General features: G+C 45.4%; 25 protein-coding genes. 11 read left to right on the plus strand and 14 right to left on the minus strand.

Features of this window, described 5'->3' with window-relative positions; all coding sequences use genetic code 11:
• Positions 1-32 precede the first annotated feature (32 nt).
• Positions 33-866 carry a phosphatidate cytidylyltransferase gene (locus DWW91_RS07085; protein WP_010802420.1) on the plus strand — a complete coding sequence of 278 codons (834 nt, stop codon included), beginning with the start codon at positions 33-35 and terminating at the stop codon, positions 864-866.
• On the opposite strand, the gene DWW91_RS07090 is transcribed toward DWW91_RS07085, so the two are convergent.
• Entirely contained in the window at positions 853-1,554 is a 702-nt protein-coding gene (locus DWW91_RS07090) for a porin family protein (protein ID WP_010802419.1), read from the minus strand. The genes DWW91_RS07085 and DWW91_RS07090 overlap by 14 nt on opposite strands.
• Positions 1,555-1,665: 111 nt before the next feature.
• On the opposite strand from DWW91_RS07090, the gene DWW91_RS07095 reads away from it, so the two are divergent.
• On the plus strand, positions 1,666-1,836 hold the full coding sequence (locus DWW91_RS07095) for a DUF362 domain-containing protein (protein WP_007658993.1): 171 nt from the start codon (positions 1,666-1,668) through the stop codon (positions 1,834-1,836).
• A 104-nt stretch (positions 1,837-1,940) separates the two neighbouring features.
• Here DWW91_RS07095 and DWW91_RS07100 read toward each other — a convergent pair whose 3' ends face one another.
• Entirely contained in the window at positions 1,941-2,303 is a 363-nt protein-coding gene (locus tag DWW91_RS07100) for a DUF3276 family protein (protein ID WP_007658995.1), read from the minus strand.
• Between the two features lie 224 nt (positions 2,304-2,527).
• On the opposite strand from DWW91_RS07100, the gene nusB reads away from it, so the two are divergent.
• From nusB to DWW91_RS07125, 5 genes are all read left to right on the plus strand, one after another.
• The gene (gene nusB / locus DWW91_RS07105; RefSeq protein WP_007658997.1) at positions 2,528-3,454 is read left to right on the plus strand and encodes a transcription antitermination factor NusB; all 927 of its coding nucleotides are present in this window, start codon (positions 2,528-2,530) and stop codon (positions 3,452-3,454) included.
• Between the two features lie 62 nt (positions 3,455-3,516).
• Positions 3,517-3,828 carry a preprotein translocase subunit YajC gene (gene yajC, locus DWW91_RS07110; RefSeq protein ID WP_007658999.1) on the plus strand — a complete coding sequence of 104 codons (312 nt, stop codon included), beginning with the start codon at positions 3,517-3,519 and terminating at the stop codon, positions 3,826-3,828.
• Between the two features lie 13 nt (positions 3,829-3,841).
• Positions 3,842-4,852: a YbbR-like domain-containing protein gene (locus DWW91_RS07115; RefSeq protein WP_007659001.1), complete on the plus strand. Its 1,011-nt coding sequence runs from the start codon at positions 3,842-3,844 to the stop codon at positions 4,850-4,852.
• The gene (coaE, locus tag DWW91_RS07120; RefSeq protein ID WP_122327336.1) at positions 4,845-5,417 is read left to right on the plus strand and encodes a dephospho-CoA kinase; all 573 of its coding nucleotides are present in this window, start codon (positions 4,845-4,847) and stop codon (positions 5,415-5,417) included. The genes DWW91_RS07115 and coaE overlap by 8 nt, the downstream gene beginning before the upstream one ends.
• A gap of 99 nt (positions 5,418-5,516) precedes the next feature.
• Positions 5,517-5,966 carry a DUF5606 domain-containing protein gene (locus DWW91_RS07125; protein ID WP_122327337.1) on the plus strand — a complete coding sequence of 150 codons (450 nt, stop codon included), beginning with the start codon at positions 5,517-5,519 and terminating at the stop codon, positions 5,964-5,966.
• A gap of 180 nt (positions 5,967-6,146) precedes the next feature.
• Here the strand turns inward: DWW91_RS07125 and lon are convergent, their stop codons facing one another.
• A complete protein-coding gene (lon, locus tag DWW91_RS07130) occupies positions 6,147-8,609 on the minus strand; it encodes an endopeptidase La (protein ID WP_044214754.1) in 2,463 nt (820 codons plus the stop codon).
• A gap of 104 nt (positions 8,610-8,713) precedes the next feature.
• Here lon and DWW91_RS07135 point away from each other — a divergent pair, with 104 nt between their 5' ends.
• A complete protein-coding gene (locus tag DWW91_RS07135; RefSeq protein ID WP_122327338.1) occupies positions 8,714-9,430 on the plus strand; it encodes a tRNA1(Val) (adenine(37)-N6)-methyltransferase in 717 nt (238 codons plus the stop codon).
• Here DWW91_RS07135 and DWW91_RS07140 read toward each other — a convergent pair.
• Positions 9,415-10,386, minus strand: a complete 972-nt coding sequence (locus tag DWW91_RS07140; protein WP_007659010.1) for a diacylglycerol kinase family protein — start codon at positions 10,384-10,386, stop codon at positions 9,415-9,417. The two genes, DWW91_RS07135 and DWW91_RS07140, sit on opposite strands and share 16 nt — an antisense overlap.
• A 198-nt stretch (positions 10,387-10,584) precedes the next feature.
• On the opposite strand from DWW91_RS07140, the gene DWW91_RS07145 reads away from it, so the two are divergent.
• From DWW91_RS07145 to gldH, 3 genes are all read left to right on the plus strand, one after another.
• Positions 10,585-11,772 (plus strand): pyridoxal phosphate-dependent aminotransferase family protein, encoded by a 1,188-nt coding sequence (locus tag DWW91_RS07145; RefSeq protein ID WP_122327339.1) that lies wholly within the window; start codon positions 10,585-10,587, stop codon positions 11,770-11,772.
• A 188-nt stretch (positions 11,773-11,960) separates the two neighbouring features.
• On the plus strand, positions 11,961-13,436 hold the full coding sequence (locus tag DWW91_RS07150; protein ID WP_122327340.1) for a regulatory iron-sulfur-containing complex subunit RicT: 1,476 nt from the start codon (positions 11,961-11,963) through the stop codon (positions 13,434-13,436).
• Entirely contained in the window at positions 13,375-13,887 is a 513-nt protein-coding gene (gene gldH, locus DWW91_RS07155) for a gliding motility lipoprotein GldH (protein ID WP_007659013.1), read from the plus strand. The genes DWW91_RS07150 and gldH overlap by 62 nt, the downstream gene beginning before the upstream one ends.
• Here the strand turns inward: gldH and rodA are convergent, their stop codons facing one another.
• The 10 genes from rodA to DWW91_RS07205 form a co-directional block, all read right to left on the minus strand.
• Positions 13,888-15,333, minus strand: coding sequence for a rod shape-determining protein RodA (gene rodA / locus DWW91_RS07160; protein ID WP_122327373.1), 1,446 nt, complete (start codon positions 15,331-15,333; stop codon positions 13,888-13,890).
• Complete coding sequence (gene mrdA, locus DWW91_RS07165) at positions 15,323-17,200, minus strand: penicillin-binding protein 2 (RefSeq protein WP_122327341.1); 1,878 nt, start codon at positions 17,198-17,200, stop codon at positions 15,323-15,325. Before mrdA ends, rodA begins: the two co-directional genes overlap by 11 nt.
• Entirely contained in the window at positions 17,190-17,705 is a 516-nt protein-coding gene (mreD, locus tag DWW91_RS07170; RefSeq protein ID WP_122327342.1) for a rod shape-determining protein MreD, read from the minus strand. The genes mrdA and mreD overlap by 11 nt, the downstream gene beginning before the upstream one ends.
• Positions 17,698-18,552 carry a rod shape-determining protein MreC gene (gene mreC, locus DWW91_RS07175; protein WP_122327343.1) on the minus strand — a complete coding sequence of 285 codons (855 nt, stop codon included), beginning with the start codon at positions 18,550-18,552 and terminating at the stop codon, positions 17,698-17,700. Before mreC ends, mreD begins: the two co-directional genes overlap by 8 nt.
• Before the next feature lie 112 nt (positions 18,553-18,664).
• Positions 18,665-19,684, minus strand: a complete 1,020-nt coding sequence (locus DWW91_RS07180; RefSeq protein WP_007659018.1) for a rod shape-determining protein — start codon at positions 19,682-19,684, stop codon at positions 18,665-18,667.
• 91 nt (positions 19,685-19,775) lie between these two features.
• The gene (gene purH / locus DWW91_RS07185; RefSeq protein WP_007659019.1) at positions 19,776-21,299 is read right to left on the minus strand and encodes a bifunctional phosphoribosylaminoimidazolecarboxamide formyltransferase/IMP cyclohydrolase; all 1,524 of its coding nucleotides are present in this window, start codon (positions 21,297-21,299) and stop codon (positions 19,776-19,778) included.
• Between the two features lie 168 nt (positions 21,300-21,467).
• Positions 21,468-21,737, minus strand: a complete 270-nt coding sequence (locus DWW91_RS07190; RefSeq protein WP_007659020.1) for an HU family DNA-binding protein — start codon at positions 21,735-21,737, stop codon at positions 21,468-21,470.
• Positions 21,738-22,136: 399 nt separating this feature from the next.
• Positions 22,137-22,592 (minus strand): OmpA family protein, encoded by a 456-nt coding sequence (locus tag DWW91_RS07195; protein ID WP_122327344.1) that lies wholly within the window; start codon positions 22,590-22,592, stop codon positions 22,137-22,139.
• A gap of 12 nt (positions 22,593-22,604) precedes the next feature.
• Positions 22,605-23,117: a DUF3575 domain-containing protein gene (locus DWW91_RS07200; RefSeq protein WP_122327345.1), complete on the minus strand. Its 513-nt coding sequence runs from the start codon at positions 23,115-23,117 to the stop codon at positions 22,605-22,607.
• A 455-nt stretch (positions 23,118-23,572) separates the two neighbouring features.
• Positions 23,573-24,487, minus strand: a complete 915-nt coding sequence (locus DWW91_RS07205; RefSeq protein ID WP_122327346.1) for a site-specific integrase — start codon at positions 24,485-24,487, stop codon at positions 23,573-23,575.
• Positions 24,488-24,500: the final 13 nt, after the last annotated feature.

Raw genomic sequence — 24,500 nt, forward strand, 5'->3', positions numbered from 1 at the left:
AAATCAACAAACGAACAAAACAACATACGGTTTTGAAAAATCTGATAAAACGGGCACTTACCGGTATAATCTTCGTTGCAGTGCTGGTTGGAGCAATTTGCTACCACCCGATCTCTTTTCTTGTTCTTTTCAGTCTGATCACCGGATTGACATTATGGGAGTTTTATGGTTTGGTAAAGCATTATGAGGATGCCTCCATAAAACGGGCAGTCTCTTCGCTGGGAGGCGTTTATTTATTTGCCGCCACCTTCGCTTACACAAACCAACTGACAGACGGCGTCGTTTTCCTGCCTTATCTCCTATTTCTTATATATACATTAGTTGCCGAGTTATATTATAAAGCACCGAACCCGATCAACAACTGGGCATTCACTCTTTTCGCACAGGTGTATTGTGCCGGGACATTTTCGATGCTGAACTTTATCGCAGCCATACCTGACACCCCGGGTAAAGTAGTTTATTCCCCGTTATTCGTTATGGCGATCTTCATTTTCATCTGGCTGAACGATACCGGCGCTTATCTGGTCGGTTCCATGATCGGAAAAAGAAAGCTGTTTGAACGTATCTCACCTAAAAAATCGTGGGAAGGTTTCTTCGGAGGTTTAGCCGTAGTCCTGGGCGCTTCGCAGGCTCTGGCATGGTATGCACCGGAAGTTAGTTGGTATAACTGGCTGGGATTGTCGGCTACCGTTGTCTTATTCGGAACCTGGGGCGATCTGATCGAATCGTTGCTGAAACGTACATTGGGAGTAAAAGATTCCGGCAACGTGCTGCCCGGCCATGGCGGAATGCTTGACCGGTTCGACAGCCTGATGCTGGCAGCTCCTGCCGCCTACATTTATATAGAACTGTTTATTCGAAATTAAACGTCAGCGAAACCATACGGGAGGTAGCTTTCGACAATGCATTCGGATATTTGATCAGATCCTTATCGGTCAGGTCGCTACGATCTTTCTGCAACAGGTCGACCAGTCCGAAACTGAACTTCAACTCCGGACAGAGTTTAAAGAACGGCAGATAAATATCACATCCTATACCGAACTCCAGACCGAAGTCTGCCGCTTTCAATAAAACGGGCATCCCTTTCTTACGTCCAAGGTCCATCGCTCCGTATACGCCACCGATCAGATAAGGACGGTAGTTATTCAGGCGGAGGGCCGAAAATTTCACGCTCAAAGGAAAACTCAGAATAGTGGAACGGACGGAAGTAGTGAACTCCTCACCCGTAACCTGTTCCCGGAAGACGAACTTCTTATCCCCGAAATGGACTGTAGGTATGAAACGCAGGTTAAAATAGGGATTCAGATACATATCACCAATCACACCGACACTAAAACCGGGCGAATAAGTCGGGATTTCGGCAAACCATGTTTCACCGTCAGTCGTAACACCTGTATTTGTCAACAACAAATCCTGCGCATGCAATCCGACATGGAATCCCAGATGAAACCATTTCAAATCGGCATACGGCTGATTCTTCACCTTCTCTTTCTGCGCCATCACACCCGGGACGGCAAGGCTGCATATCAATAATAGAAATAATAGACGTCTCAACTCTCAATCAATTTTGAATTATAACGAAAAAGATTAGAACTTATTGCAGAAATACAAATAAAACTCTATTTTTGCACCAACTAATAGTTATCAATTTAAACGTTTAAGAAAATGGCTTATTTAATTAGTGAAGATTGTATTGCTTGCGGTACTTGCATTGACGAGTGTCCGGTAGGAGCTATCTCAGAAGGTGATATCTATCATATCGACCCTGAAATGTGTACTGATTGTGGTACTTGCGCTGACGCATGTCCTACTGAAGCAATTCATCCGGTTGCATAAACCGCAGTAAAAATAGGCAACCTTTATAACAGGATACCTATAAAAAGATAACGAGCTGTTTCTTCTTTATAAAGAAAAACAGCTCGTTATTATTTTCCCCCCTTTTAAAAATCGATGTCCAGCTTTATCTCGTCTGAACCATCGTCTGTCTTTGTCTCAGCATCCGGGGCTTGTGCCTGTAGATCTTCAGAGTTACGTTGCTTGATGTAATTGATCACATCATTCATTCCCTCCATAAACTTGTCAAAATCTTCCTTATAAAGGAAAATCTTATGCTTCTCAAAAGAGATCTGCATTCCGTTTTTAGGCTGCACCTTTTTACTTTCGGTCACCGCCAGGAACAAATCGTCCTTCAAGTTCTTCTTTACGTCCAGATAATAGATCCTCTTACCTGCTTTTATGGCCTTAGAGTACAAAATCTCTTTATCGCCACCTTCAACCTGTATTTTCTTCACCGACTCATCCATATAGCCAACATTTGTTAAACACCCACCCAATATTCATAACTTGCTTCAAATATGTGCATTTTTTTTTAAACAACAACTATTTTAACGCATCAAAATATCTCATTTTACGTTTGAAAGTGTAAAATAACGCCTAACACCTATAAAATTAAATAAATCGGGGGCCTTTTATCAAAAGATTGACTACCTTTGCAACCTAATTTATAATAAAGTAGTTCCTTCAAACGATGATCAACAGAATTTTAATCCGCATTAAAGTTTTACAGATAGTTTATTCATTCTATCAAAACGGAAACAATGACCTCAAAGTAGCGGAAAATGAATTGCTTTTCAGCTTACGGAAGTCGTACGACTTATATCACTACTTCCTCCTTCTAATTATCGAAGTCACCAACTTACAGCAACGGACACTTGACGCCAAAAAAAGCAAGTACATGCCGACCCACGCCGAGTTGAACCCTAACACCCGTCTGGTTAATAATCGTTTCGCAGCCCAGGTTGCCGAAAACGAAGCGCTCCAGAAATATGTGGCGGAACAGGGATTATCGTGGGTAAACGATGAAGAGTTTATCAAGAATGTACTGGATCTGATCCTGGCTTCCGACCTGTACAACGAGTATCTGGATAACGAAAACGATTCTTACGAGACTGACAAAGAATTCTGGCGTGCCGTATTCAAAAAGTTAATCTGTGGTAACGAAATGATCGAAGAGTACCTGGAGGACAAAAGCATTTACTGGAACGACGACATCGAAATCGTTGAAACATTCACGCTGAAAACAATCAAACAGTTCGAAGAAAAAAACAAAGGAAAACAGAAACTGCTTCCTATGTTCAAGGATCTGGAAGACCAGTCTTTCGCTATCAAACTGTTCCGTCAGTCATTATTGAAAGGTGCCGAATATCGGGAGCGTATCAACAAACATATGAAGAACTGGGAAACAGAACGTATCGCCAATATGGACCTGATCATCATGCAGGTTGCACTGGCTGAAATCATGACATTCCCTTCTATCCCCATCAATGTCACTTTCAACGAATACATCGACACGGCTAAATATTACAGCACACCTAAAAGCGGCGTGTTCATCAATGGAATCCTGGATTCTATTGTATCCGAGTTAAAAAAAGAAAAGGTATTGCTTAAAGATTAATTATTATACTTACATTTGTAGCTAGTCAATAGGTACAAATTTATAAATGAATATAGTTAGTTATGAGCTTAGTTAGTATTTTACTTCAGGCTGCCGGAGGCCAGTCACAGTGGTCAGGCATCCTTATGATGGTGGTTATCGTTGCGATCTTCTATTTCTTCATGATCCGTCCGCAACAGAAAAAGCAGAAAGAGATACAGAAATCTCGTGAAGCATTGAAAACGGGTGACAAAGTGATCACAGCCGGAGGTATCTACGGAAAGATCAAAGAGATCGGCGATACTTATATGCTGATAGAAATTTCAGACGGAGTACGCATCCGTGTAGATAAAACTTCTATCTTTGCTTCTTCAGAAGACGCACAGCAAAAATAAGAAATAACAAAATATGCCGCAGCTTGATATTAATCAATCATTCAAGTCTGCCCGGATGAAGATTAATGCTTTTCTGCGTCGTCAGAGATGGAAGGAAGCATTAATCTTTTTCTTTTTCGTACTACTGTCATTAGGTTTCTGGTTATTGCAAAGCCTCCAGCAGGAATATGAAATAGAAATCAGCATCCCGGTCAGATACAAGAATATTCCACCGGATATCTCTTTTACCGAAACTCCCCCGCAAGAGATCATTGCCAAGGTAAAGGATAAAGGAAGTGTTCTGCTGAACTATTCCTTCGGGAGATCGTTTGCCCCGATCGAAACGAATATGAAAAATCAAGCTGAGAAAAGCGGATCATTATCTATTACCAAAAAAACGATCCAAAGCGACATACAAAAACAGTTGCTTGCCACAACCTCGCTGGTTGGTTTCGAACCCCAGTCTATTGAAGCGGCATACAGTAAACGGATAAAGAAAGATATCCCGGTCGTATTCGACGGAACTATCCAGACAAATCCCGGCTTCCATGTGTCAGGTAATATCCTGATCTCGCCATCGACAGTCAGTGTATATGCCAGCGACATCGTACTGGATACGCTGAACCAGGCAAAAACCGTCTTCACCGAAATAAAGAAAGGGACGAAAACGATTACACGGACCGTACAGCTGCAAAAAATCAGTGAAGCGACGTATGACCCGACAAGCGTTACCATAACGATCCCTATTGAAGAGTTTACAGAAAAGACATTGGAGATACCTGTCATCTGTACAGGACTTCCTCCACATTATACATTGCGTACTTTTCCTTCCATAGCAAAGGTAACATGCAGCGTTCCGTTATCCCGTTTCAAGGACTTGTCGGAAGATGCATTTGAAATAAAGTTTTCTTTCAAAGATCTGGAACAAAACGTCTCCGGCACCTTACCTATCCAGCTGACAAAGAAACCGGATTGGGTAAGTTCGGCTACGCTTGTCCCGGACAAAATAGAATTTATCCTGGAACAGAACAATCTGCATGATTAAAATTGGAATAACCGGCGGAATCGGAAGCGGCAAATCAGTTGTCGCTTCGTTATTGAATTTATACGGAGTACCGGTCTATGTAGCCGATACGGAAAGTAAACTGCTGACCGACACGTCTCCTGTCATCAAAGAAAAACTCACCGCATTATTGGGAGAAGGCCTCTACACGGAAAAAGGATTGAACAAGAAGCTGCTCGCATCACATATATTCGGTAATCCGGAATATCTCCGGCAAGTAAATGCGATCATACACCCCGAAGTGAACCGTCATTTTTCAGCATGGACAAAAAGTCAGGCATCCGATATATGTGCCATCGAGTCGGCTATACTCTTCGAATCGGGTTTCAACGAAGTGGTGGACAAGAGCCTGATGGTATATGCGCCCATGCAACTCCGCATCGAACGGGCGGTAGCGAGAGATAACGTCCTGCGGGAAGAAATCGTACGCCGCATCAACAACCAGTTGCCGGACGAGGTAAAAAGAGACCGGTCCGATTATGTTATCTACAACGACGATAAGCAGGCTTTACTTCCCCAGGTTGAGAAATTTCTGGCGTCTTTATGAAACAGATTTGTAAAATAAGTCTCCCAAACTTCGGTAAAATCGTATAGTTATACTACATTTGCAGCTTTAAAGTTTAACACTATTAGAAAACGAAGTATTATGTTGAAGACTATTTTGTCTATTTCGGGAAAACCGGGATTATTTAAATTGGTTTCCCACGGAAAGAACATGCTGATTGTCGAATCGTTGACAGATAAGAAAAGAGTACCTGCGTACGCAAAAGATAAAGTAATCTCGCTGGGTGATATTGCTATCTATACAACCGAGACAGAAGTTCCTTTGCACGAAGTACTTACCAGCGTAAAAAATAAAGAAAACGGAGCCAAAGTCACAGTACCTTCCGACACAAAAGAATTGCGTACTTATTTTGCTGAAGTTTTACCTGATTTTGACCGCGAAAGAGTATATCCCAGCGATATCAAAAAATTATTGACATGGTATAACATCCTGATCGGAGCCGAAATTACAGATTTCACTCCGGAAGAAGAACCTGCCACTGAAGAAGCCGAAGCTAAAGAAGAAACAAACGCAGAAGCAAAAGCTGAATAAGAAACAATCAGTCATAAAAAAAAACCGGTGCATCCAATAAGGGTGCACCGGTTTTTTTTATCCTTTATATCTTATTCTGAAAAGTGTTTCATAGTAATGAAACAACTGTTTCTATAGGGTGAAACAACTGTTTCATTACTATGGAACAAACACGTCTTTAGGAGACAGAAGACAGATGTATCAGAACAACGGATTGTCTACCTTCTCTTTCAGCAAAGCCAGGTCGATCACCTGACGGATATCTTCCACATAATGGAAAGTCAATCCTTTCACATAATCCGCTTTGATCTCTTCTATATCTTTCTGGTTTTCCTTACACAGGATCAATTCCTTGATACCTGCCCGTTTGGCTGCCAGGATCTTTTCCTTGATACCACCTACCGGAAGCACTTTTCCACGCAATGTTATTTCGCCGGTCATTGCCAAGTTCTTTCTCACCTTACGTTGGGTGAAAGCAGAAACAAGCGAAGTGACCATAGTCACACCGGCACTGGGCCCGTCTTTCGGTATGGCTCCCTCGGGAACGTGGATATGAACATTCCAATTTTCAAACAACTCTTCATTAATACCGAACAAAGAGGCATGCGCATGGATATACTCGAGTGCCAACATGGCAGATTCCTTCATCACATCTCCCAGATTTCCTGTCAAAGTTAACTTCGAACCTTTGCCACGGCTCAAGCTGGACTCGACGAAAAGAATCTCTCCGCCTACCGCCGTCCACGCCAACCCGGTAACAACACCAGCATAATCATTTCCCTGATATTTATCACGGCTGTATTCGACCGCTCCCAGATACTCGTGAAGATCCTCCGGTTTGATCTGTGCCGGAATCGCTTCGTCGGAAGCAACTTTACGCGCCAGCTTACGCATGATCTTGGCAATCTTCTTGTCCAACTCACGCACACCGCTTTCACGGGTATATGATTCGATAATTACCTGCAATGTCTTTTTGGGAAGTTTTACCTTGCCTTTGCTGAGGCCATGTGCCTCCAGTTGCTTCGGCACCAGATGACGGGCGGCAATCTCCACTTTTTCTTCCAGAATATATCCGCTCACTTCAATCAGTTCCATACGGTCCAGCAAAGGCTGTGAGATCGTATTCAGATTGTTTGCCGTAGCGATAAACATCACTTTGCTCAGGTCATAGTCGATATCCAGATAGTTGTCGTGGAAAGTCGAGTTCTGTTCCGGATCCAATACTTCCAACAAGGCAGAAGCCGGATCACCCTTGAAGTCATTCGTTACTTTATCTATCTCATCCAGGATAAATACAGGGTTTGAACTTCCGGCCTTCTGGATATTCTGGATAATACGTCCGCTCATCGCACCGATATACGTCCGACGATGGCCACGAATCTCCGCTTCATCATGCAATCCGCCTAACGAGATACGCACATACTTGCGGTGCAGCGCCTCAGCGATAGATTTACCTAATGAAGTTTTACCCACTCCCGGAGGTCCGTACAGACAGATGATAGGCGACTTCATATCACCTTTCAGCTTCAATACGGCCAAATGTTCAATGATACGTTCCTTCACCTTTTCCAGTCCGTAATGGTCGCGGTCAAGCACTTTCTGGGCATGTGTCAGATTGAAATTATCTTTGCTGTATTCATTCCAGGGCAGGTTAATAATAGTCTGCACATATTGTGTCTGGATAGAGAAATCGGGCGATTGCGGATGCAGACGCTCCAGTTTACGAACTTCTTTCTCAAATATCTCAGCAACAGAAGCCGGCCATTTCTTCTTAAAGGCTCTCTCCCGTAACTCCCGTATTTCAAGTTCATTTATATTTCCACCCAGTTCTTCCTGAATAGTCTTGATCTGCTGTTGCAGAAAATATTCCCTCTGTTGCTGATTGATATCCTCATGTGTCTTCATCTGGATAGAGGCTTTCAACTCTACCAACTGATATTCACGGTTCAGAATAAACAGCAAGCGGTATGCACGGTCCTTCATGGCACCGATCAACAGCAGTTCCTGTTTCTCTTCCGCTCCGCTGGGGATATTGCTACAGGAGAAATTGACCAGATAAAGAACATTCTTATTATTCTTTATGGAAAATATCAGATCGCGGGGCGGTTCGCTCAACGAACCCAGCATTTTAATTGTCAGATCCTTGATCGTTGAGATAAGCGCTTCAAACTCACGGTCAGTCTTATCCGGCATCTTATCTTCCAGCAAGGATATCTTTCCTTTCAGATAGGGTTCCGTTTCTTCCAGGGCATCCAGGGAAAAACGCTTCTTACCTTGCAGAATCACCGTTGTCGTACCGTCCGGCATTTCCAGCACACGCACAATATCAGCGATCACACCGGTTGTATACAGGTCATCAAAACCCGGATCCTCCGTATTCATCTCTTTCTGACAGACGACGCCTATCAGTGTTTTCTTCTGGACTGCTTCTTTTATCAGACGCATAGACTTAGGCCGCCCGACAATGACCGGCATGGCAACACCCGGAAAAAGAACCATATTCCTCAACGGAAGAATAGGAACGACTTTTCCTACTTTATCTATACCTTCTGTAAAATCCTCATCCACATCACACTCTGTCAGGATGGGCATTACAATCCCAATATTATCATCCAAATCGTCATACGACTCATCGGCAAACCTCTTCATTCTTTCTTTCATCATATTTCTTCCCTATCAATTGTGTAGATTGATACAATAAACGTGCCAAAGTTACAGCTTTTCAGGCAATTCTAGCTACTTTTGCACCTTACATTATAAAAATATGTATGGCAAATCCTTATTTTCAATTCAAAAAGTTCACTATCCGGCATGACAAATGCGCGATGAAGGTCGGAACAGACGCTGTATTGCTGGGAGCATGGGCGGATACGGCCTCATGCAAAAACATATTAGATATAGGAACCGGGACCGGCATCATCGCTTTGATGCTCGCCCAACGGAGTTGTGCAGACATCGATGCGATCGACATTGACAAGGAGGCCTGTGTCCAAGCGGAAGAAAATGTAGCGGCTTCGCCTTTTGCCGGCAGAATAAAGGTTATTCCTGCTTCCTGTGCGGATTTCGCCCGTTCTATGGCACAGAAAAAATATGACCTGATCGTTTCCAATCCGCCTTACTTTATCAATTCACTGAAATGTCCGGATAATAAACGTTCGGTTGCACGCCATACGGACAGTCTGCCTCTATCCGAACTGGTCGAAAACGCGCGGGCATTACTCTCTTCGGCCGGACGTATAGCATTGGTATTGCCTTACGAGCAACTGGAGGAAGTCAGGGAGACCGCTCAAAAGAACTCCCTGCATATTTGCAGGCAAACGGACGTGATCCCTGTTCCGGGAGCACACCCCAAACGGTTACTGGTCGAATTATCTCCTGTTAGTACAGACACAAAAAACCGGAATACACTGACCATCGAGGAAGCCCGGCATCAGTATACCCCGGAGTATATTGCTCTGACCAAAGATTTTTACCTGAAAATGTAAGGTAATTTCTTATCGAAGAAGCGGGTTACCTCACCGAACAAATTATGGACTTCCTCCGTAAAGGAAACGACTTCCGGCGTAACCACATGCAATGATTGCGGCATGATCGAAATATCGATCCGGCTGTCGGCCATAACCGGCTCGCCGTCCAGATGCATGACACCCGGATTCTGGCGGATGATCGTAACCTGCTGCGCCTTCATCGTTTTGATCTTACTGTTCCGGTCTATCTGCTTTGTAAATAACTGGATTGCCAGCGGCGCTATGTCCAACGGCGTGAAAGGAGACAGAATGGTCAGGTCCATCCGTCCGTCCTGTATATTGGCATGCGGAGCTATGAAAGCGTTATTCCCGTATTGGGAAGCATTGGCACATGCCACCAGGAAGGCTTTTTCCTTGATCGTCTGGTTGTCCACCAACAGTTCATACGGCTCCGGTTTATAACTCAGATACTCTGCCACCGTATTTTTTATATAGGTAAGCGAACCGCGCCTTTTTTCCTCGGCAAACTTCTGGCTCACTGCCGCATCGAACCCCACCCCGCAGGTGCAAAAGAAAACACGGTCGTTAGCTTTGCAGCAGTCGATTGTTGAAACATGTCCTTTTATGATCAGTTCCAACGCCCGTTTAGCATCCATCGGTATATGAAGTTCACGGGCCAGTCCGTTGCCAGACCCCTTCGGGACAATCCCCAAAACGGCATCCGAATGAACCATAGCACGGGCTATTTCATTCACCGTACCGTCACCACCAACTGCTATAATGCAATTAGCCCCCTCATCGATCGCTTTCCGGGTCAACTCGCTGGCATGTCCCGGATATTCCGTAAAAGAAATTTCCAACGGACATCCTCCTTTCTCGCACATCCGCTCGATCATCTTAGGGATCTTTCTCTTCGATCCCACCCCGGAAATAGGATTTATTATAGCCTGTACCTTTATTTTTTTCCCGTCCATCCTAACTGTTTATAAAGATTGAAGCGACAAAAATAATGCTTTTGTAAAACTTTTAAAGCATTAAGGCTACTATAAGTTATTTTTTTACTACTTTTGCGGCTGGATTTGCCGAAACATACATGAATATGTATACGACAAACCCTTAATTCTATTAATGGAATTTTAATTAGCGAGAAAATCATTCTCTTCAATAATAATATGAAACTTTTACAAGAGAAACTAGCAAAGTACGATGCTCCTCAAAAAGCTATGGCAGCAGGGATTTATCCTTACTTCAGAATGATCGAAAGCGATCAGGATACTGAAGTGATGATCAGCGGTAAAAAAGTCCTGATGTTTGGCTCAAATGCTTATTTAGGATTGACTAATCACCCTAAAGTAAAAGAGGCAGCAATTGAAGCGATCAAAAAGTACGGTACGGGATGTGCCGGTTCACGTTTCCTGAATGGTACGCTTGACATCCATATCCAATTGGAAAAGCGTCTGGCCGAATTCGTAGGAAAAGAAGACGCAATCGTGTATTCAACAGGTTTCCAGGTGAATCTGGGAGTAGTATCCTGCCTGACAGGGCGTGAAGATTATATCTTATGGGACGAACTGGACCATGCCTCCATTATCGAAGGCCATCGCCTGTCATTCTCAACCAAACTTAAATACAAGCATAACGATATGGATTCGCTGGAGAAACAACTCCAGAAATGCGAACCCGACAAAGTGAAACTGATCGTTATCGACGGTGTGTTCAGTATGGAAGGAGACATAGCCAAACTTCCGGAAATCGTTGCCTTGGCAAAGAAATACAATGCCAGCGTCATGGTTGACGAAGCACACGGTTTGGGAGTTCTCGGAGATCACGGACGCGGAACCTGTAACCATTTCGGTGTTACCGACGACGTCGACCTGATCATGGGTACTTTCAGTAAATCATTGGCTTCTATCGGTGGATTTATCGCTTCAGACAAAGACACCATCAACTACCTCCGTCACAATTCACGCTCTTACATTTTCAGTGCAAGCAACACTCCGGCAGCTACCGCAGCAGCGGGTGCGGCACTCGATATTATGCTGAGCGAACCGGAACGTATCGAGCATCTGTGGAAACTGACTCACTATGCCTTGGACGGCTTCCGCAACATGGGTTGCGAAATCGGACATACAGCTACTCCGATCATTCCTTTGTTCATCCGCGACAACGACCTGACATTCCTGATCGTTAAGGAACTGTTCGAAGCAGGTATCTTCGTAAACCCGGTAGTTTCGCCGGCTGTCGCTCCTGAAGATACGCTGATCCGTTTCTCCCTGATGGCAACTCATACGAAAGAGCAGTTGGATTATGCGCTTGAAGCTATTCACAAAGTATTTAAAAGTCACGGCTTAGTAGACTAAACTGTTACTATATTTATAATAAAAGGCTCCCAAACGGTAGAAATACAGGCTTGGGGGCCTTTCACTTTTTTCCTGTTCTTGTTTTTTCACTATCCCTTGCTCATTCTCTGAGAATATTTGACTATTTTTGCGTAATTGTACGTATCATACGTACCATACACATTATAAAACATATATATTACCGGAAAATGGATTTCAAACTAAATAAAGGAAGCTGCTGCATGGGGAAAAAGGGATGCAGCAAAATACAAAATACAAAACTGAATACCTACGATTGGCTCTGCGACGTACCTGATGCGGAAAATGCAACCGATTATGTAGAAGTACAATTCAAAAATACCCGGAAAGGTTATTTCCTGAACAGTTCCAAAATACCTCTCGAAAAAGGAGATATGGTCGCTGTCGAAGCCAGTCCCGGACATGATATAGGAACGGTAACCCTCACCGGAAAACTTGTTCTTCTTCAAATGAAAAAGAACAATATACGTACCGGAGAAGGATACGAACCTAAAAAAGTGTACCGCAAGGCAAAGCCCACCGATATCGAAAAATACGAAGAGGCGAAAGCGAAAGAGCATGCAACCATGATCCGTTCACGCCAGATCGCAGCAGACCTGGGACTGAACATGAAGATCGGTGACGTAGAATACCAGGGGGATGGCAACAAGGCTATTTTCTACTACATCGCAGACGAACGTGTCGACTTCCGCCAGCTGATCAAAGTCCTGGCCGAAGCATTCCGCGTACGTATCGAGATGAAGCAGATCGGAGCCCGCCAGGAAGCCGGGCGTATCGGAGGTATCGGACCTTGCGGACGCGAACTTTGCTGTTCCAGCTGGATGACCAGCTTCGTTTCTGTGGCTACCGGTGCCGCCCGTTACCAGGATATTTCCATGAACCCGCAGAAGCTCGCCGGACAATGTGCAAAACTGAAATGTTGTATCAATTACGAAGTGGACGCCTATGTGGAAGCTCAGAAACGCCTGCCCTCGAGGGAAATCGTACTTGAAACGAAAGATAACAACTACTACCATTTCAAGACAGACATCTTCAAACGCGAAATAACTTATTCTACCGACAAATCATTTGCCGCAAACCTGATAACAATATCAGCCGAACGTGCATTCGACGTGATCAATATGAATAAGAAAGGAAGCAAACCGGTCACACTGGAAGCCGACACCAAACCTCAGCCGCCCAAACGCGATGCTCAGGACATTCTCGGTCAGGATAGCGTTACCCGTTTCGACTCGGTCAAGAAAAAGAAGAAAAAACGTCCGGCAGGAAACAACGGAGGCAATAACGGCAATGGCGGCGGAAACAATGCGAACGCTGCTGCCGGTGGCGAAGGCGGCAACAACAGGCCGGCAAACAACAAACAGGCCGGTAACAAACCCGTCAACAACGACAGGCAGCAGCCGGGTAATAACGACAGACAGCCGGGTAACGAAAACAGCAACAGACCTTCCGGCAACAACAACGGTAACAAAGGCGGTAACGCTAATAATAACGGAAATAACGGTAACAACAACCGTAACAACAATAACCGGAATAACAGAAACAGACAAAAACCTAAAGGCAATAATGACAAGCAAGCGAATAATGACAGACCTCAGCAGCAAGCTAAACCGGGCAACAAACCGGAAAATAAGCCCGAAGCTTAAAGGATTCATTGTCGTTCTCTTCATATCCTTATGCTTCTCCTGCGATCGACAGGCCTTGTACGACCAGTACCAGGCCATTGATAATACAATGTGGGGGAAGGATAAGGAATATTATTTCTCTTTTCATGTAGACGACATTTCCGTTCCCTACAACCTGACATTCGAGGTTCGTAATAATAATATGTATCCTTACCAGAACCTCTGGCTTTTCTGCAATGAAGAGCAGCCGATCGGTCCTTTGAAACGGGATACGATAGAATGTGTGCTGGCTGACGAGTTCGGAAAATGGCACGGGCATGGCATATCCCTGTTCCAGTCCAGCTTTCCGATACGGACCAACTATAAATTCGAACACCCGGGGATGTACACATTCAGTTTCCGCCAGGGAATGCGCGACAGTACATTGAGAGGAATCCAGGAAATCGGATTCCGGGTAGAAAAGACTAATTGATCATCGCTCTCTCCGGGAAGCATCCAGGCGCAGGAAGATAAACAACAAGATTGTAAATCCCAGCAAAGAAGAGCCTCCATAGCTGAAGAAAGGCAAGGGAATACCGATTACGGGCGTTATCCCGGTAACCATTCCCACATTTATCGCCAGGTGAAAGAAGAAGATGGAGGCTACGCTATAGCCATACACCCGGGCAAAAGCCGTATTCTGCCGCTCGGAAAGAATAACCAGCCGGATGATAAATATCCCGAATAAGATCAGCACCACAGAGGACCCGATAAAACCGTGCTCCTCTCCTACGGTACAGAATATAAAGTCCGTCTCCTGTTCCGGTACATATTTCAGTTTTGTTTGCGTCCCGTTCAGGAAACCTTTTCCGGTCAGTCCGCCCGACCCGATAGCGATCTTCGACTGGTTCACGTTGTAACCGGCACCGCTCGGATCATCTTCCAATCCCAACGAAACTTTGATACGGATCTGCTGATGGGGTTCCAGTATCTCGTCGAACACATAATCCACCGAATACATGAAGGCCATCGATCCCAAAGCAAAGGCGGCTATCAGTGCATAATGCCAGACCCAGTTACGCATAGAAAGATATACCAGGTAAACGACAGCCAGTCCGACCAATCCCATCGAAACCCAGGCAAAGTTTACGGGAACAAACAAGGACGTAATATAAGCAGCCAAATACACGATAGCCGTTCCTCCAAGCATAACCTGCAATGCCATCCTGTCCCTGCGGACTGTCGCCACAAGAAAAAAGGAGATAACCAGTATCATGGAGGAAACAATCAACTCTCCCATATCCGTCGCACCTACTACTACATCCGAAAATTTCATCGTAGTTACAAAAAACGCCACCGCACAAACACCGGCCAGCAAAATATATCCGGACATCCCCTCCCTGTACAACATCAGGAAAAAAGCAAAATAAACCAAAGCCGAGCCAGTCTCCTTTTGCAGAATAATACAGATCATCGGCAGGAAAATCAGCAGAAGCGTTATAGAGAAGTTCTTGACAGTAGTCAGCTGAAATCCATAGGAATTCATAAACTTTGCCACTGCCAGAGCTGTAGCGAACTTCGCAAATTCAGCAGGTTGTATACGAAATGAACCCAGCTGCAACCAAGAATGGGACCCCTTTATATTGGGAGCAAAAAAGATGGTCGCTATCAGCAGAACGATAATTCCCGCATAGATCAGGTAAGCAAAGACATCAAAGAAATCGCTTTCCAGCATCAGTATGACAAAAATAACCACCATCGAAACGCCCACCCACATCAGCTGCGACCCCGGACGCCCATTTATATCAAATAAACTCATGCTGTCAAACTCAAAGCTGGCACCACAAATCGTAAACCAACCGGCCACTATCATCAACAAATAAAAGATGATGGTAAACCAGTCAATCGTTTTCCATATTTCAGTCTTTCTATACCCCACTATTTCCCAATAAATAAACATGATCTTCGGTAACAACCGAATTCACCATTTTTTCTTCCAACGCTTTATCCTCAGGTGCAATCTCACCTTTCAGATACAATTCCATCATCAACTTTCCGATAGGCACTCCGAACGCTGCCCCGAAACCGCCATTCTGGACATATACGCAGATAGCGACTTTCGGATTTTTATAAGGAGCAAAACCGATAAAAGCGGAATGATCCTTTCCATGAGGATTTTCGGCCGTACCGGTTTTTCCGCATACTTCAATACCCGGTATCGCCGCAGCCCAACAAGTCCCTCCCAGTACTGCATTACGCATACCTTCTGCCACGATTTCATAATATTTTGAATCCACCGTCGGATAACGTTTTTCTGTATAAAGCGAATCCAAAGGGGTATCCTGTATTTCTTTTACGACATGAGGAGTAATAAAATAGCCCCGGTTGGCGATCGTTGCCGCCAGGTTACAGATCTGCAACGGCGTGGCGGTTACTTCACCCTGCCCAATCGCAATAGATATGACCGTTGTAGAAGTCCAGCGATGATAATAATTATCATAAAATTCACTGTTCGGGATAAAACCTCTCCGCTCCCCAGGCAAATCGATTCCCAATTTATAACCGTATCCCATAGAAACCAGATGATTCTTCCAGACCTCAAAACCTTTCTGTATAGTCGGGTAACGACGGCGGCTATCCAGCATATCATGCAGTCCCCAGCAAAAATAAGAGTTACAGGAAGTTGCCAAAGCCGGAACCAGGCTCAAAGGAGACATATGTCCGTGACAAGCCGGCTTTCTTTTCGATGAGAAAGTATATCCATGTGCACAAGTATACATGGTTTCGGGCGTTATCACCCCTTCCTGTAAAAAGATCAGTCCCTGTGTCGGTTTAAATGTAGAGCCGGGAGGGTAATAACCGGTTATGGAACGGTCGATAAGCGGAGTCTGAGGATCTTCTTCCAGCATCTTATGGTTTTTCCCACGCTGGCGCCCGACCAATAAACTCGGATCATAATTAGGAGAAGAGACCATACAAAGAACTTCGCCTGTCTCCGGCTCGATCATCACGATACTACCGACCTTATTCTTCATCAACTTTTCTCCATAAGCCTGCAAATTAATATCGATTGCAAGTTTTAGGTTCTTACCGGAAACAGGAGCTATATCGCTGTTCCCGTCATCATATTTCCCTTTGATACGACCATGCACATCCCGTAAGAGAATCTCCACGCCCTTCTCCCCGCGCAGTTCCTTTTCATAGGAACGTTCAACACCCGCGCGCCCGGAGTTATCGCCTTGTACATAATAATCGTCTTTTTCTATATCCTTCCGGTTCACCTCACCGATATTACCCAGTATATGTGCCGCATAAGGATATTCATATTGGCGGATCGTACGGTTCTGGATATAAAAGCCAGGAAATTTATATAGTTTTTCCTGCAATACCCCGCACTCCTGAGCCGAAAGATGGTTCATAAACAGTTGTGGGACATACGACGAGTACCCCGGATTCAACCGCCGGTTCTTTATTTCTGCGATCCGTTTTTCAAACTGTTCTTTTGTAATACTCAGGATATTACAGAAATCCAACGTATCGAACGGCTGGATTTCGCGCATGATAAGCATCACATCGTAAGCCGGCTGGTTATAAACCAGCAGGTTGTCATTACGGTCATAAATCATTCCGCGTGAAGGCGGCAAAGTCTTTTTCAGGAACGCATTGCTGTCTGCCCATGCTTTATAATCGTTCTCAACCACCTGGAGGTAGAATAAACGGATGATAAAGACGAGAACCAGCAGAACCACAGCGCCTATTATCACATAACGCCTGTTCTCAAGTGTATACTTCGTATTAGTCTCCACTCTTTTGTGTCTCTATATTGAATGCTTCTATTGTACAAATTAATAATGTAGTCGTTACCACACTCGCCCCGATACGGATGGCAAGGAATAACGGATCGAACAGCGTCAACGATTCGATCAGGAATAAAGTGACATGGTGGATCACCACAAATGAAAGCACATACCGGAAGAAGCCACCATAGCCAAAGGTCTTATAGGAAGGATAAATCCCCTCGGGCAAGTCCTTCCCCATAAAAAAGCGGATCAGCGGTTCACGGATAAATCCGGCCAGCGTACAGGCTGCCGCATGCATTCCGGGGGTATTTGAAAACATATCGATCACCAGACCGATAAGGAAAGAGAAAAGAACGACCAGGTCGCGCGACGTACCCACCGGCATCTTTATAATAAAATAAAGATACAGGAACGGCGTTGCAATCCGCAGGAAATGGATATTATTCAGGATCAAAACCTGAATTAATACCAGTACAACGAAATAAACCAATCCCCGTAATAAATTAATCATTTCTTCTCGCCTCTTGTTCTACTCTTCTTTGTTCTGCCTGATTATAATTCTTGATGATACGGACATTGTTCAGTGCCTGAAAGTCCGTAGCCAATTCCACCTCGAGTGAAAAAAAGTTGTCGTCATGCTGTTTTTCAAAATCTGCCACCGTACCGACAATCAGCCCTGCCGGGAACACGCTCGAATAACCGCTTGTCACGATCGTATCTCCCTTCTGGAACTCCACATGGCGCGGCAGTTTTTCCAGGTTGGCAAAACGGATATCGCGCCCTTTCCAGATCAAAGCTCCGAAATAAGTACTTCCCAACACTTTGCAGCTTAACTGCGATTTCGGATTAAGCAGAGGTATGATCACAGAGAAATGATCGTTCACCGTCGAAACAATTCCTACAACTCCTCTTTCGGAAACAACTCCCATATCTGGTGCTATTCCGTCTTTACTTCCTTTGTTTACAGTGATATAATTCGAAAGATGGCTGACACTGTTATTCACCACCCCGGCCAGGATAAAACTATATGCAAACTGCTCGGTCGAATCAGGAGCAAACCCGGCAAAAGCAACCGTATCCGCCACCATCATATCCAGACGGTCCTGCAACTCCAGCAATTCCATCTCCAGTTGCCCGTTCCTTTCCAGCAATTCCTTGTTGATCTCATGCAGGTTCAGATACGATGTTACATAACCGGAAACGGACGCAATATGTCCTGTCAATACGTTTGCCGAACTGAAGATGATATTCCGCTGGTATGCATTATTACGATAAATCAGCATCAGCGAAACAATCTCAAGCAAAACGAACAGGAACCAATGCCTCTTTCTTACCAGGAAGTCCAGCAGTTTACGCATAAATAATAATGTGCCAATTTGATAATGTGCCAATATGCCAATTAATCAATACACCGACGAATGTGCTTTTATTGGCACATTGGCATATTGATTAACTGGCACATTATTCCCCTTATCGAATAAGGAAATTAAATTTATCTATATTCTTTAATGCAACGCCTGTACCTATTGCAACCGCATGCAACGGATCTTCTGCAATATGGAACGGGATATTGATCTTATCCGTCAGACGTTTGTCAAGCCCGCGCATCAAAGCACCGCCACCTGCCAGGTAGATACCGTTACGTACGATATCGGCATACAGTTCGGGAGGAGTCTGCTCGAGCGCACTCAAGATAGCCGCCTCCATCTTGGAGATCGATTTCTCCAGGCAATGTGCGATTTCCTGATAAGAAACGGGAACTTCCATCGGAAGGGCCGTCATCTGGTTCGGACCATGTACGATATAATCTTCAGGAGGATTATCCAGGAACGTCAGCGCTGAACCGACATTGATCTTGATCAGTTCGGCGGTACGTTCACCCACCTTCACATTGTGCTGGCGGCGCATATATTCCATAATATCAGCCGTCAGGTCATCTCCTGCAATACGGATCGATTTATTGGATACGATACCGCCCAGCGAGATAACAGCGATCTCGGTCGTACCACCGCCTATATCCACGATCATATTGCCTTCGGGTGCTTCTACGTCGATACCGATACCGATTGCAGCAGCCATAGGTTCATAAATCATGTAGACGTCGCGTCCGCCGGCATGCTCGGCAGAGTCGCGTACGGCACGGATCTCCACTTCTGTACTGCCCGAAGGAATACAAACCACGATGCGCAGCGAAGGTGAGAACCAGCGGTGTTTCGGATTTATCATTTTAATCATGCCGCGTATCATTTGCTCGGCAGCAAAGAAGTCGGCAATCACGCCATCGCGGAGCGGACGGATCGTACGAATATTCTCGTGCGTCTTTCCGTGCATCTGGCGTGCCTTTTCTCCGACCGCCAATACTTTGTCGGTACGCCGGTCGAGGGCAACTACCGATGGCTGATCCACTACGACCTTACCACCACTGATGATGATGGTATTCGCAGTACCCAGGTCCATCGCTATTTCTTGTGTGAAAGAAAATAATCCCATAAAAATAATGTGTTAATTTGCCAATGTGCTAATGTGCCAATGAAAAGTGCTTATAATTGGCACATTGGCATATTGTCTTATTGGCATATTATTAATGTTTGAAATGACGGACACCCGTCTTAACCATAGCCAAGCCATGCTCGTTGCAATAATCAACAGACAGCTTGTCATTTACAGAACCACCCGGCTGAATAACAGCAGTAATACCTGCTTTATCAGCTATTTCAACACAGTCAGGGAAAGGGAAAAATGCATCAGAAGCCATAACGGCACCTTTCAAATCGAATTCGAAAGCGTTTGCCTTTTCAATGGCCTGTTTCAAAGAATCCACGCGAGATGTCTGACCGATACCGCTTGCGCAAAGTTGTTTGTTCTTTACCAAAGTGATAGCGTTCGATTTGCTGTGCTTCACCAGTTTATTAGCGAACAACAAGTCCTCTGTTTCCTGTGCGGAAGGTTGTTTGTCAGTCATCGGTTCCAGATCTGCGGCAGTCTGGATACTCAGGTCTTTTTCCTGCATCAATGCACCATTTAACAGTGAACGGAATTGCATCGGACAAGTCTTTGCATCCTTGCGGACCAGGATGATGCGGTTTTTCTTCTGCATCAACACTTCCAAAGCGTCTTTTGTATATTCCGGGGCGATGATTACTTCGAAGAAAATCTTGTTGATCTCTTCGGCTACTTCTTTATCGATTGCGCTGTTGGTAATCAGGATACCGCCGAATGCAGAAACCGGGTCTCCGGCCAGTGCCTCTTTCCATGCTTCAAGCACAGTCGGACGGGATGCGATACCGCAGGCATTATTATGTTTCAGGATAGCGAATGTCAGTTCGTCGAACTCGTCGATCAGGCTAACGGCAGCATCGATATCCAACAGGTTGTTGTAGGAGATCTCTTTACCATGGATCTGGTCGAACATATCGTTGAACTTGCCATAGTATTTAGCAGCCTGGTGAGGATTTTCACCATAACGCAGGTGCATCGGCTGGTCTACGGCAGCACGGAAATGCGAACCCTCGCCTCCATCGAAATAATTGAAAATAGCAGAGTCATAGCCGGATGAAACAGCAAATGCTTCTTTGGCGAACCATTTACGGTCTTCCAGGGAAGTTTCTGCACCCTTTTCATTCAACACCTGCATCAACGGCTGATACTGTGCTTTGGATGCTACGATCACTACATCTTTAAAGTTTTTTGCAGCGGCACGGATCAATGAGATACCGCCTATATCTATCTTTTCGATAATTGCCTGTTCTTCTGCGCCTGAAGCTACTGTTTCTTCAAACGGATAGAGGTCTACAATCACCAGGTCGATTTCAGGAATTTCGTATTCTGCAATCTGCGCTTTATCGCCTTCGTTATCTCTGCGGTTGAGAATACCTCCAAAAACTTTCGGGTGAAGAGTCTTAACACGTCCTCCCAGGATAGAAGGATAACCGGTCAGGTCTTCCACTGCATCGCAAGGGATATTTAATGATTCGATAAATGTCTGAGTTCCACCTGTTGACACGAAGGTTACACCTTCGCTATGAAGTTTCTTTAATATTTCATCCAGTCCCTCTTTATGGTATACAGAGACCAATGCACGCTTGATACGTTTTGTTGCAGCCATCTTTGTTCGGTTTATTTTAATGTTTTAGAGCACAAAAGTAGATAATTATTTTCAATAAGCACATAGGATAAGTAAATTTCTTTCCATAACAAAAGCGGGGATTTTTCATGCTATCCTGTTGATAGTGAAAAGTCCCCGCCATAAATAACGGAACGAACGCGATCCGTGTTAACGTTTATTCATTGCTCTCAACAAATTCTTACCAACCTTAAACCTGACGCTGGTACGGGGAGCGATCGGACAACTCTCTCCGGTACGGGGATTACGGCCTGCACGAAAACTCTGTTTCCAGGGACGGAAAGTGCCGAAGCCTTGCAGAACAATATCGTTCCCGTCACTCAGTCCCTCCTCCATCAGAACCTCCACCATCTGCCGCGCAACCACCTCGGTACATCCGACCCGGGATGCCATTGATTTTATTAAGTCTGTTTTATTCATAATTATTAGGTTGTTTCTGTTATTATCAAAATAGAACTATCCAATTATAGACTGATTGTTACTGGCTCCCCTCTTGAGAGACTGTGTAAAAACTAGTCTCTCGAGAGGGGAGAGAGACACTTTCGTCGCTGATAATCAACTCTAACATAACCTGGCGGTTGATGGCGGCGCGGGTCGGTTTTTACGTCTTCACGGTCGAGGTAATGACCGGCGGGTAGTAACGAGCTACGCGGTACATCTCCGACAGGGTGAGCCGGGCGGGATGCGAATATAAGAGGCGGGCGGCTTCGGCGTCGCTAACCGGGGCCGATTCTTAACTGAGGCGCAGTTCCACGCGGCGCAGGTAGGGGAAGATGTCGCGCAGCAGTTCGCCGTAGACGCGGCCGTCTTCCAGTTGCATCAGGTAGGTTTCGCAGCCTTCGAAGATGCCGTAGTTGTCGATGATGAAACAGACTGCTTCCGCATAGGGTTTGCCGGAAACAGAGACCATGCGGCGCAGTTCCTCCAGTCTTCCGCCACGCTGCCACAGATCACCGGGCAGCCTTCCGACAGGTAACGGCGGCTGATGTAGGTGCGGAACTCTTCGGCACGCTGGCGCGACAATGTCTCGTTATGCTGGTAGGAGCCTTCGGGCGAGGCGTAGCCGGCGACCAGCACCTGACGAAACTGCGAAATACCGGATTCATCTTCGGGGATCAGGAAACGGATTTCCTTGTTATAGCGGTTATAGATCGCGGCAGTGGGTTCGCCGGCTATCTTCACACAGGGCGGTACTCCTTCCCCACCCTCTGCGAGGGTACGGGCCGGAAGGGCGGCGGAAAAGGCTATATATAATATGTATAGGAAATGTTTCATATGCCGGGCGGATTAGTGGATAAAAAAGATCAGGGAGACGCCCGCACGCGTCGGGCCGAAATAATGACGGCGGAATATTCCGAGCACTTCCGTACAGTCGTAGCAGACGTATTTTTCATATTGCATATAGGCGTAGCCGGCACCGACAAACGCTTCCCCCCAATAGCGGCCGATCACCCAATGGTAGCCCCGGTAGTTTTTCTCTTCCATTCCCGGGATAAACGGGATATTTCCGATATTGAAATGGCCGTAGTGGCCGTGAAGGCCGAAGAAGTGGCCCTCATACGTCTGGCAGGGCCAGTAGCGCAGTTCGGGTTGTACGAGGTAATGTTTGAGCGACATATCGTTTTTGAACTCCCAGGCATTGTAAGCGCCCCAAAGGTCAAGACTCATTTTCCTGCCCAGGCGGAACTCGAATCCCATATTCGAGGTGCTCGTTCCCAAATAGAGAAGGTTACTTTTCAATGACACATATTGTCCATGAAGAGGAATGGATACCATATGCAAACACATGAGTATCAGCATATAAAAGAGTCTCTTTTCTATCGTTTATCTTTCTTTATCCTATAGACCTTATTTACGAAATAAGGGGCAGGGCTTCATTTAAGGGAAAGAAAAATACCTGTAAACTGATAGGAAAAAGGCTTTTTTAAAGGGGAAAAAGACCGGTTTCGCACAGGTTTATATAGTGAAAGGGTGTTAATTAGATTGATGCCCGGGGACAGTATGCACCAAAACAGGCAGGATAAGACTTTTTAAGTAAAAGTTAGTAGCTGACAGACAAAAATAGTTGCTTAGGCACCACTCAGGTACATAACAATCTAGTCCAAAGCAAATTCATGTTTCAAAAATATCTTAATATATGCTTCCACTTTGTTTTATTCCCTATCTTTGCCGCACAAGATGCTTTGAAAAACAAGTTTTACTGCATTCTGGAAGTTAATATTAATACTTGCCACCCTTATTTCGTAAATAAGGGTTCAGGCCCTTTTCAGAAACATATCGGCCGCTTTCTTCGTAATCTTCGCATTCGCCTTGTTCAGTACCGACTGGTCCAGTTGGGCCAGGTAGATACGGGTTGTCTTCTCCGAAGTATGTCCCATTGCCTGGCTGATTACTGCCACCGGGATATTCTGACGGAGCGCCTCGGTAGCCCACGAATGGCGTGCCACATAGGAAGTCAGCTTCACCGACAGATGCAGGCGGGCGCCGATAATCACGAGCAGGCTGTTGTATTTACGAAGCGCAGTTTTATAGGCTTCGTGTCCGTCCTTGCCCGCCGAGAGGACCGGGAAAAGGTAAGGAGAACCTTTCTGCCCGTACTTTCTCAAGAGTAACCGCATGGCAGGCGTAATCCCCACCCGTATCAGTGCCCCGGTCTTATGCCGATAATAGACGATCTCGCCGCCCACGATGTTTTTCTTTGTCAGGCAGGCAAGGTCCACAAAAGGGATTCCGCAGGCGAGGTAAGAGAAAATAAACAGGTCAAGCACTTCACGCAGCGAAGGTTCCCCCGGATAGTCCGCCTGCATCACTTTATTGACTTCCGCGATCTTCAAGGCACGTTTGGCCGTTTCCTCCCGTTTGAGATGCAACCCGGCAAAAGGGTCGCTGGCCGGTCCGGGCAATCCTTCCCGCAAAGCGGTATGGCAAAGTGCCCGGAAACTGCTCAGGTAACTGTTCACCGTATTCACCGCCAGCCCTTCGGCGCGTAGCGAACTGCCAAAATCATCTACCATGGCGGCGGTTATATCTGTCCATTGCAGCGAAGCGCCTTTCCAAAAACGGTACAGCCGGTTGCGAACCACGCGGTAAAGATCAGCCGTACTATCCTTTCCCGCCTCCCGTTTCCAGGCGACCTGAAAGTCCATGTAAACGAAAATGTTTTGTGTCATATTTCTTATATCA

This window comes from Parabacteroides sp. AF17-3, from assembly GCF_003635445.1.
Classification (GTDB): Bacteria; Bacteroidota; Bacteroidia; order Bacteroidales; family Tannerellaceae; genus Parabacteroides; species Parabacteroides goldsteinii.

Coding starts and splice junctions, on each gene's coding strand:
- DWW91_RS07095 (WP_007658993.1), top strand. CDS start 1,666: ATGGCTTATTTAATTAGTGAAGATTGTATTGCTTGCGGTACTTGCATT.
- DWW91_RS07100 (WP_007658995.1), bottom strand. CDS start 2,303: ATGGATGAGTCGGTGAAGAAAATACAGGTTGAAGGTGGCGATAAAGAG.
- nusB (WP_007658997.1), top strand. CDS start 2,528: ATGATCAACAGAATTTTAATCCGCATTAAAGTTTTACAGATAGTTTAT.
- yajC (WP_007658999.1), top strand. CDS start 3,517: ATGAGCTTAGTTAGTATTTTACTTCAGGCTGCCGGAGGCCAGTCACAG.
- DWW91_RS07115 (WP_007659001.1), top strand. CDS start 3,842: ATGCCGCAGCTTGATATTAATCAATCATTCAAGTCTGCCCGGATGAAG.
- coaE (WP_122327336.1), top strand. CDS start 4,845: ATGATTAAAATTGGAATAACCGGCGGAATCGGAAGCGGCAAATCAGTT.
- DWW91_RS07125 (WP_122327337.1), top strand. CDS start 5,517: ATGTTGAAGACTATTTTGTCTATTTCGGGAAAACCGGGATTATTTAAA.
- lon (WP_044214754.1), bottom strand. CDS start 8,609: ATGATGAAAGAAAGAATGAAGAGGTTTGCCGATGAGTCGTATGACGAT.
- DWW91_RS07135 (WP_122327338.1), top strand. CDS start 8,714: ATGGCAAATCCTTATTTTCAATTCAAAAAGTTCACTATCCGGCATGAC.
- DWW91_RS07140 (WP_007659010.1), bottom strand. CDS start 10,386: ATGGACGGGAAAAAAATAAAGGTACAGGCTATAATAAATCCTATTTCC.
- DWW91_RS07145 (WP_122327339.1), top strand. CDS start 10,585: ATGAAACTTTTACAAGAGAAACTAGCAAAGTACGATGCTCCTCAAAAA.
- DWW91_RS07150 (WP_122327340.1), top strand. CDS start 11,961: ATGGATTTCAAACTAAATAAAGGAAGCTGCTGCATGGGGAAAAAGGGA.
- gldH (WP_007659013.1), top strand. CDS start 13,375: ATGACAGACCTCAGCAGCAAGCTAAACCGGGCAACAAACCGGAAAATA.
- mreD (WP_122327342.1), bottom strand. CDS start 17,705: ATGATTAATTTATTACGGGGATTGGTTTATTTCGTTGTACTGGTATTA.
- mreC (WP_122327343.1), bottom strand. CDS start 18,552: ATGCGTAAACTGCTGGACTTCCTGGTAAGAAAGAGGCATTGGTTCCTG.
- DWW91_RS07180 (WP_007659018.1), bottom strand. CDS start 19,684: ATGGGATTATTTTCTTTCACACAAGAAATAGCGATGGACCTGGGTACT.
- purH (WP_007659019.1), bottom strand. CDS start 21,299: ATGGCTGCAACAAAACGTATCAAGCGTGCATTGGTCTCTGTATACCAT.
- DWW91_RS07190 (WP_007659020.1), bottom strand. CDS start 21,737: ATGAATAAAACAGACTTAATAAAATCAATGGCATCCCGGGTCGGATGT.
- DWW91_RS07195 (WP_122327344.1), bottom strand. CDS start 22,592: ATGAAACATTTCCTATACATATTATATATAGCCTTTTCCGCCGCCCTT.
- DWW91_RS07200 (WP_122327345.1), bottom strand. CDS start 23,117: ATGCTGATACTCATGTGTTTGCATATGGTATCCATTCCTCTTCATGGA.
- DWW91_RS07205 (WP_122327346.1), bottom strand. CDS start 24,487: ATGACACAAAACATTTTCGTTTACATGGACTTTCAGGTCGCCTGGAAA.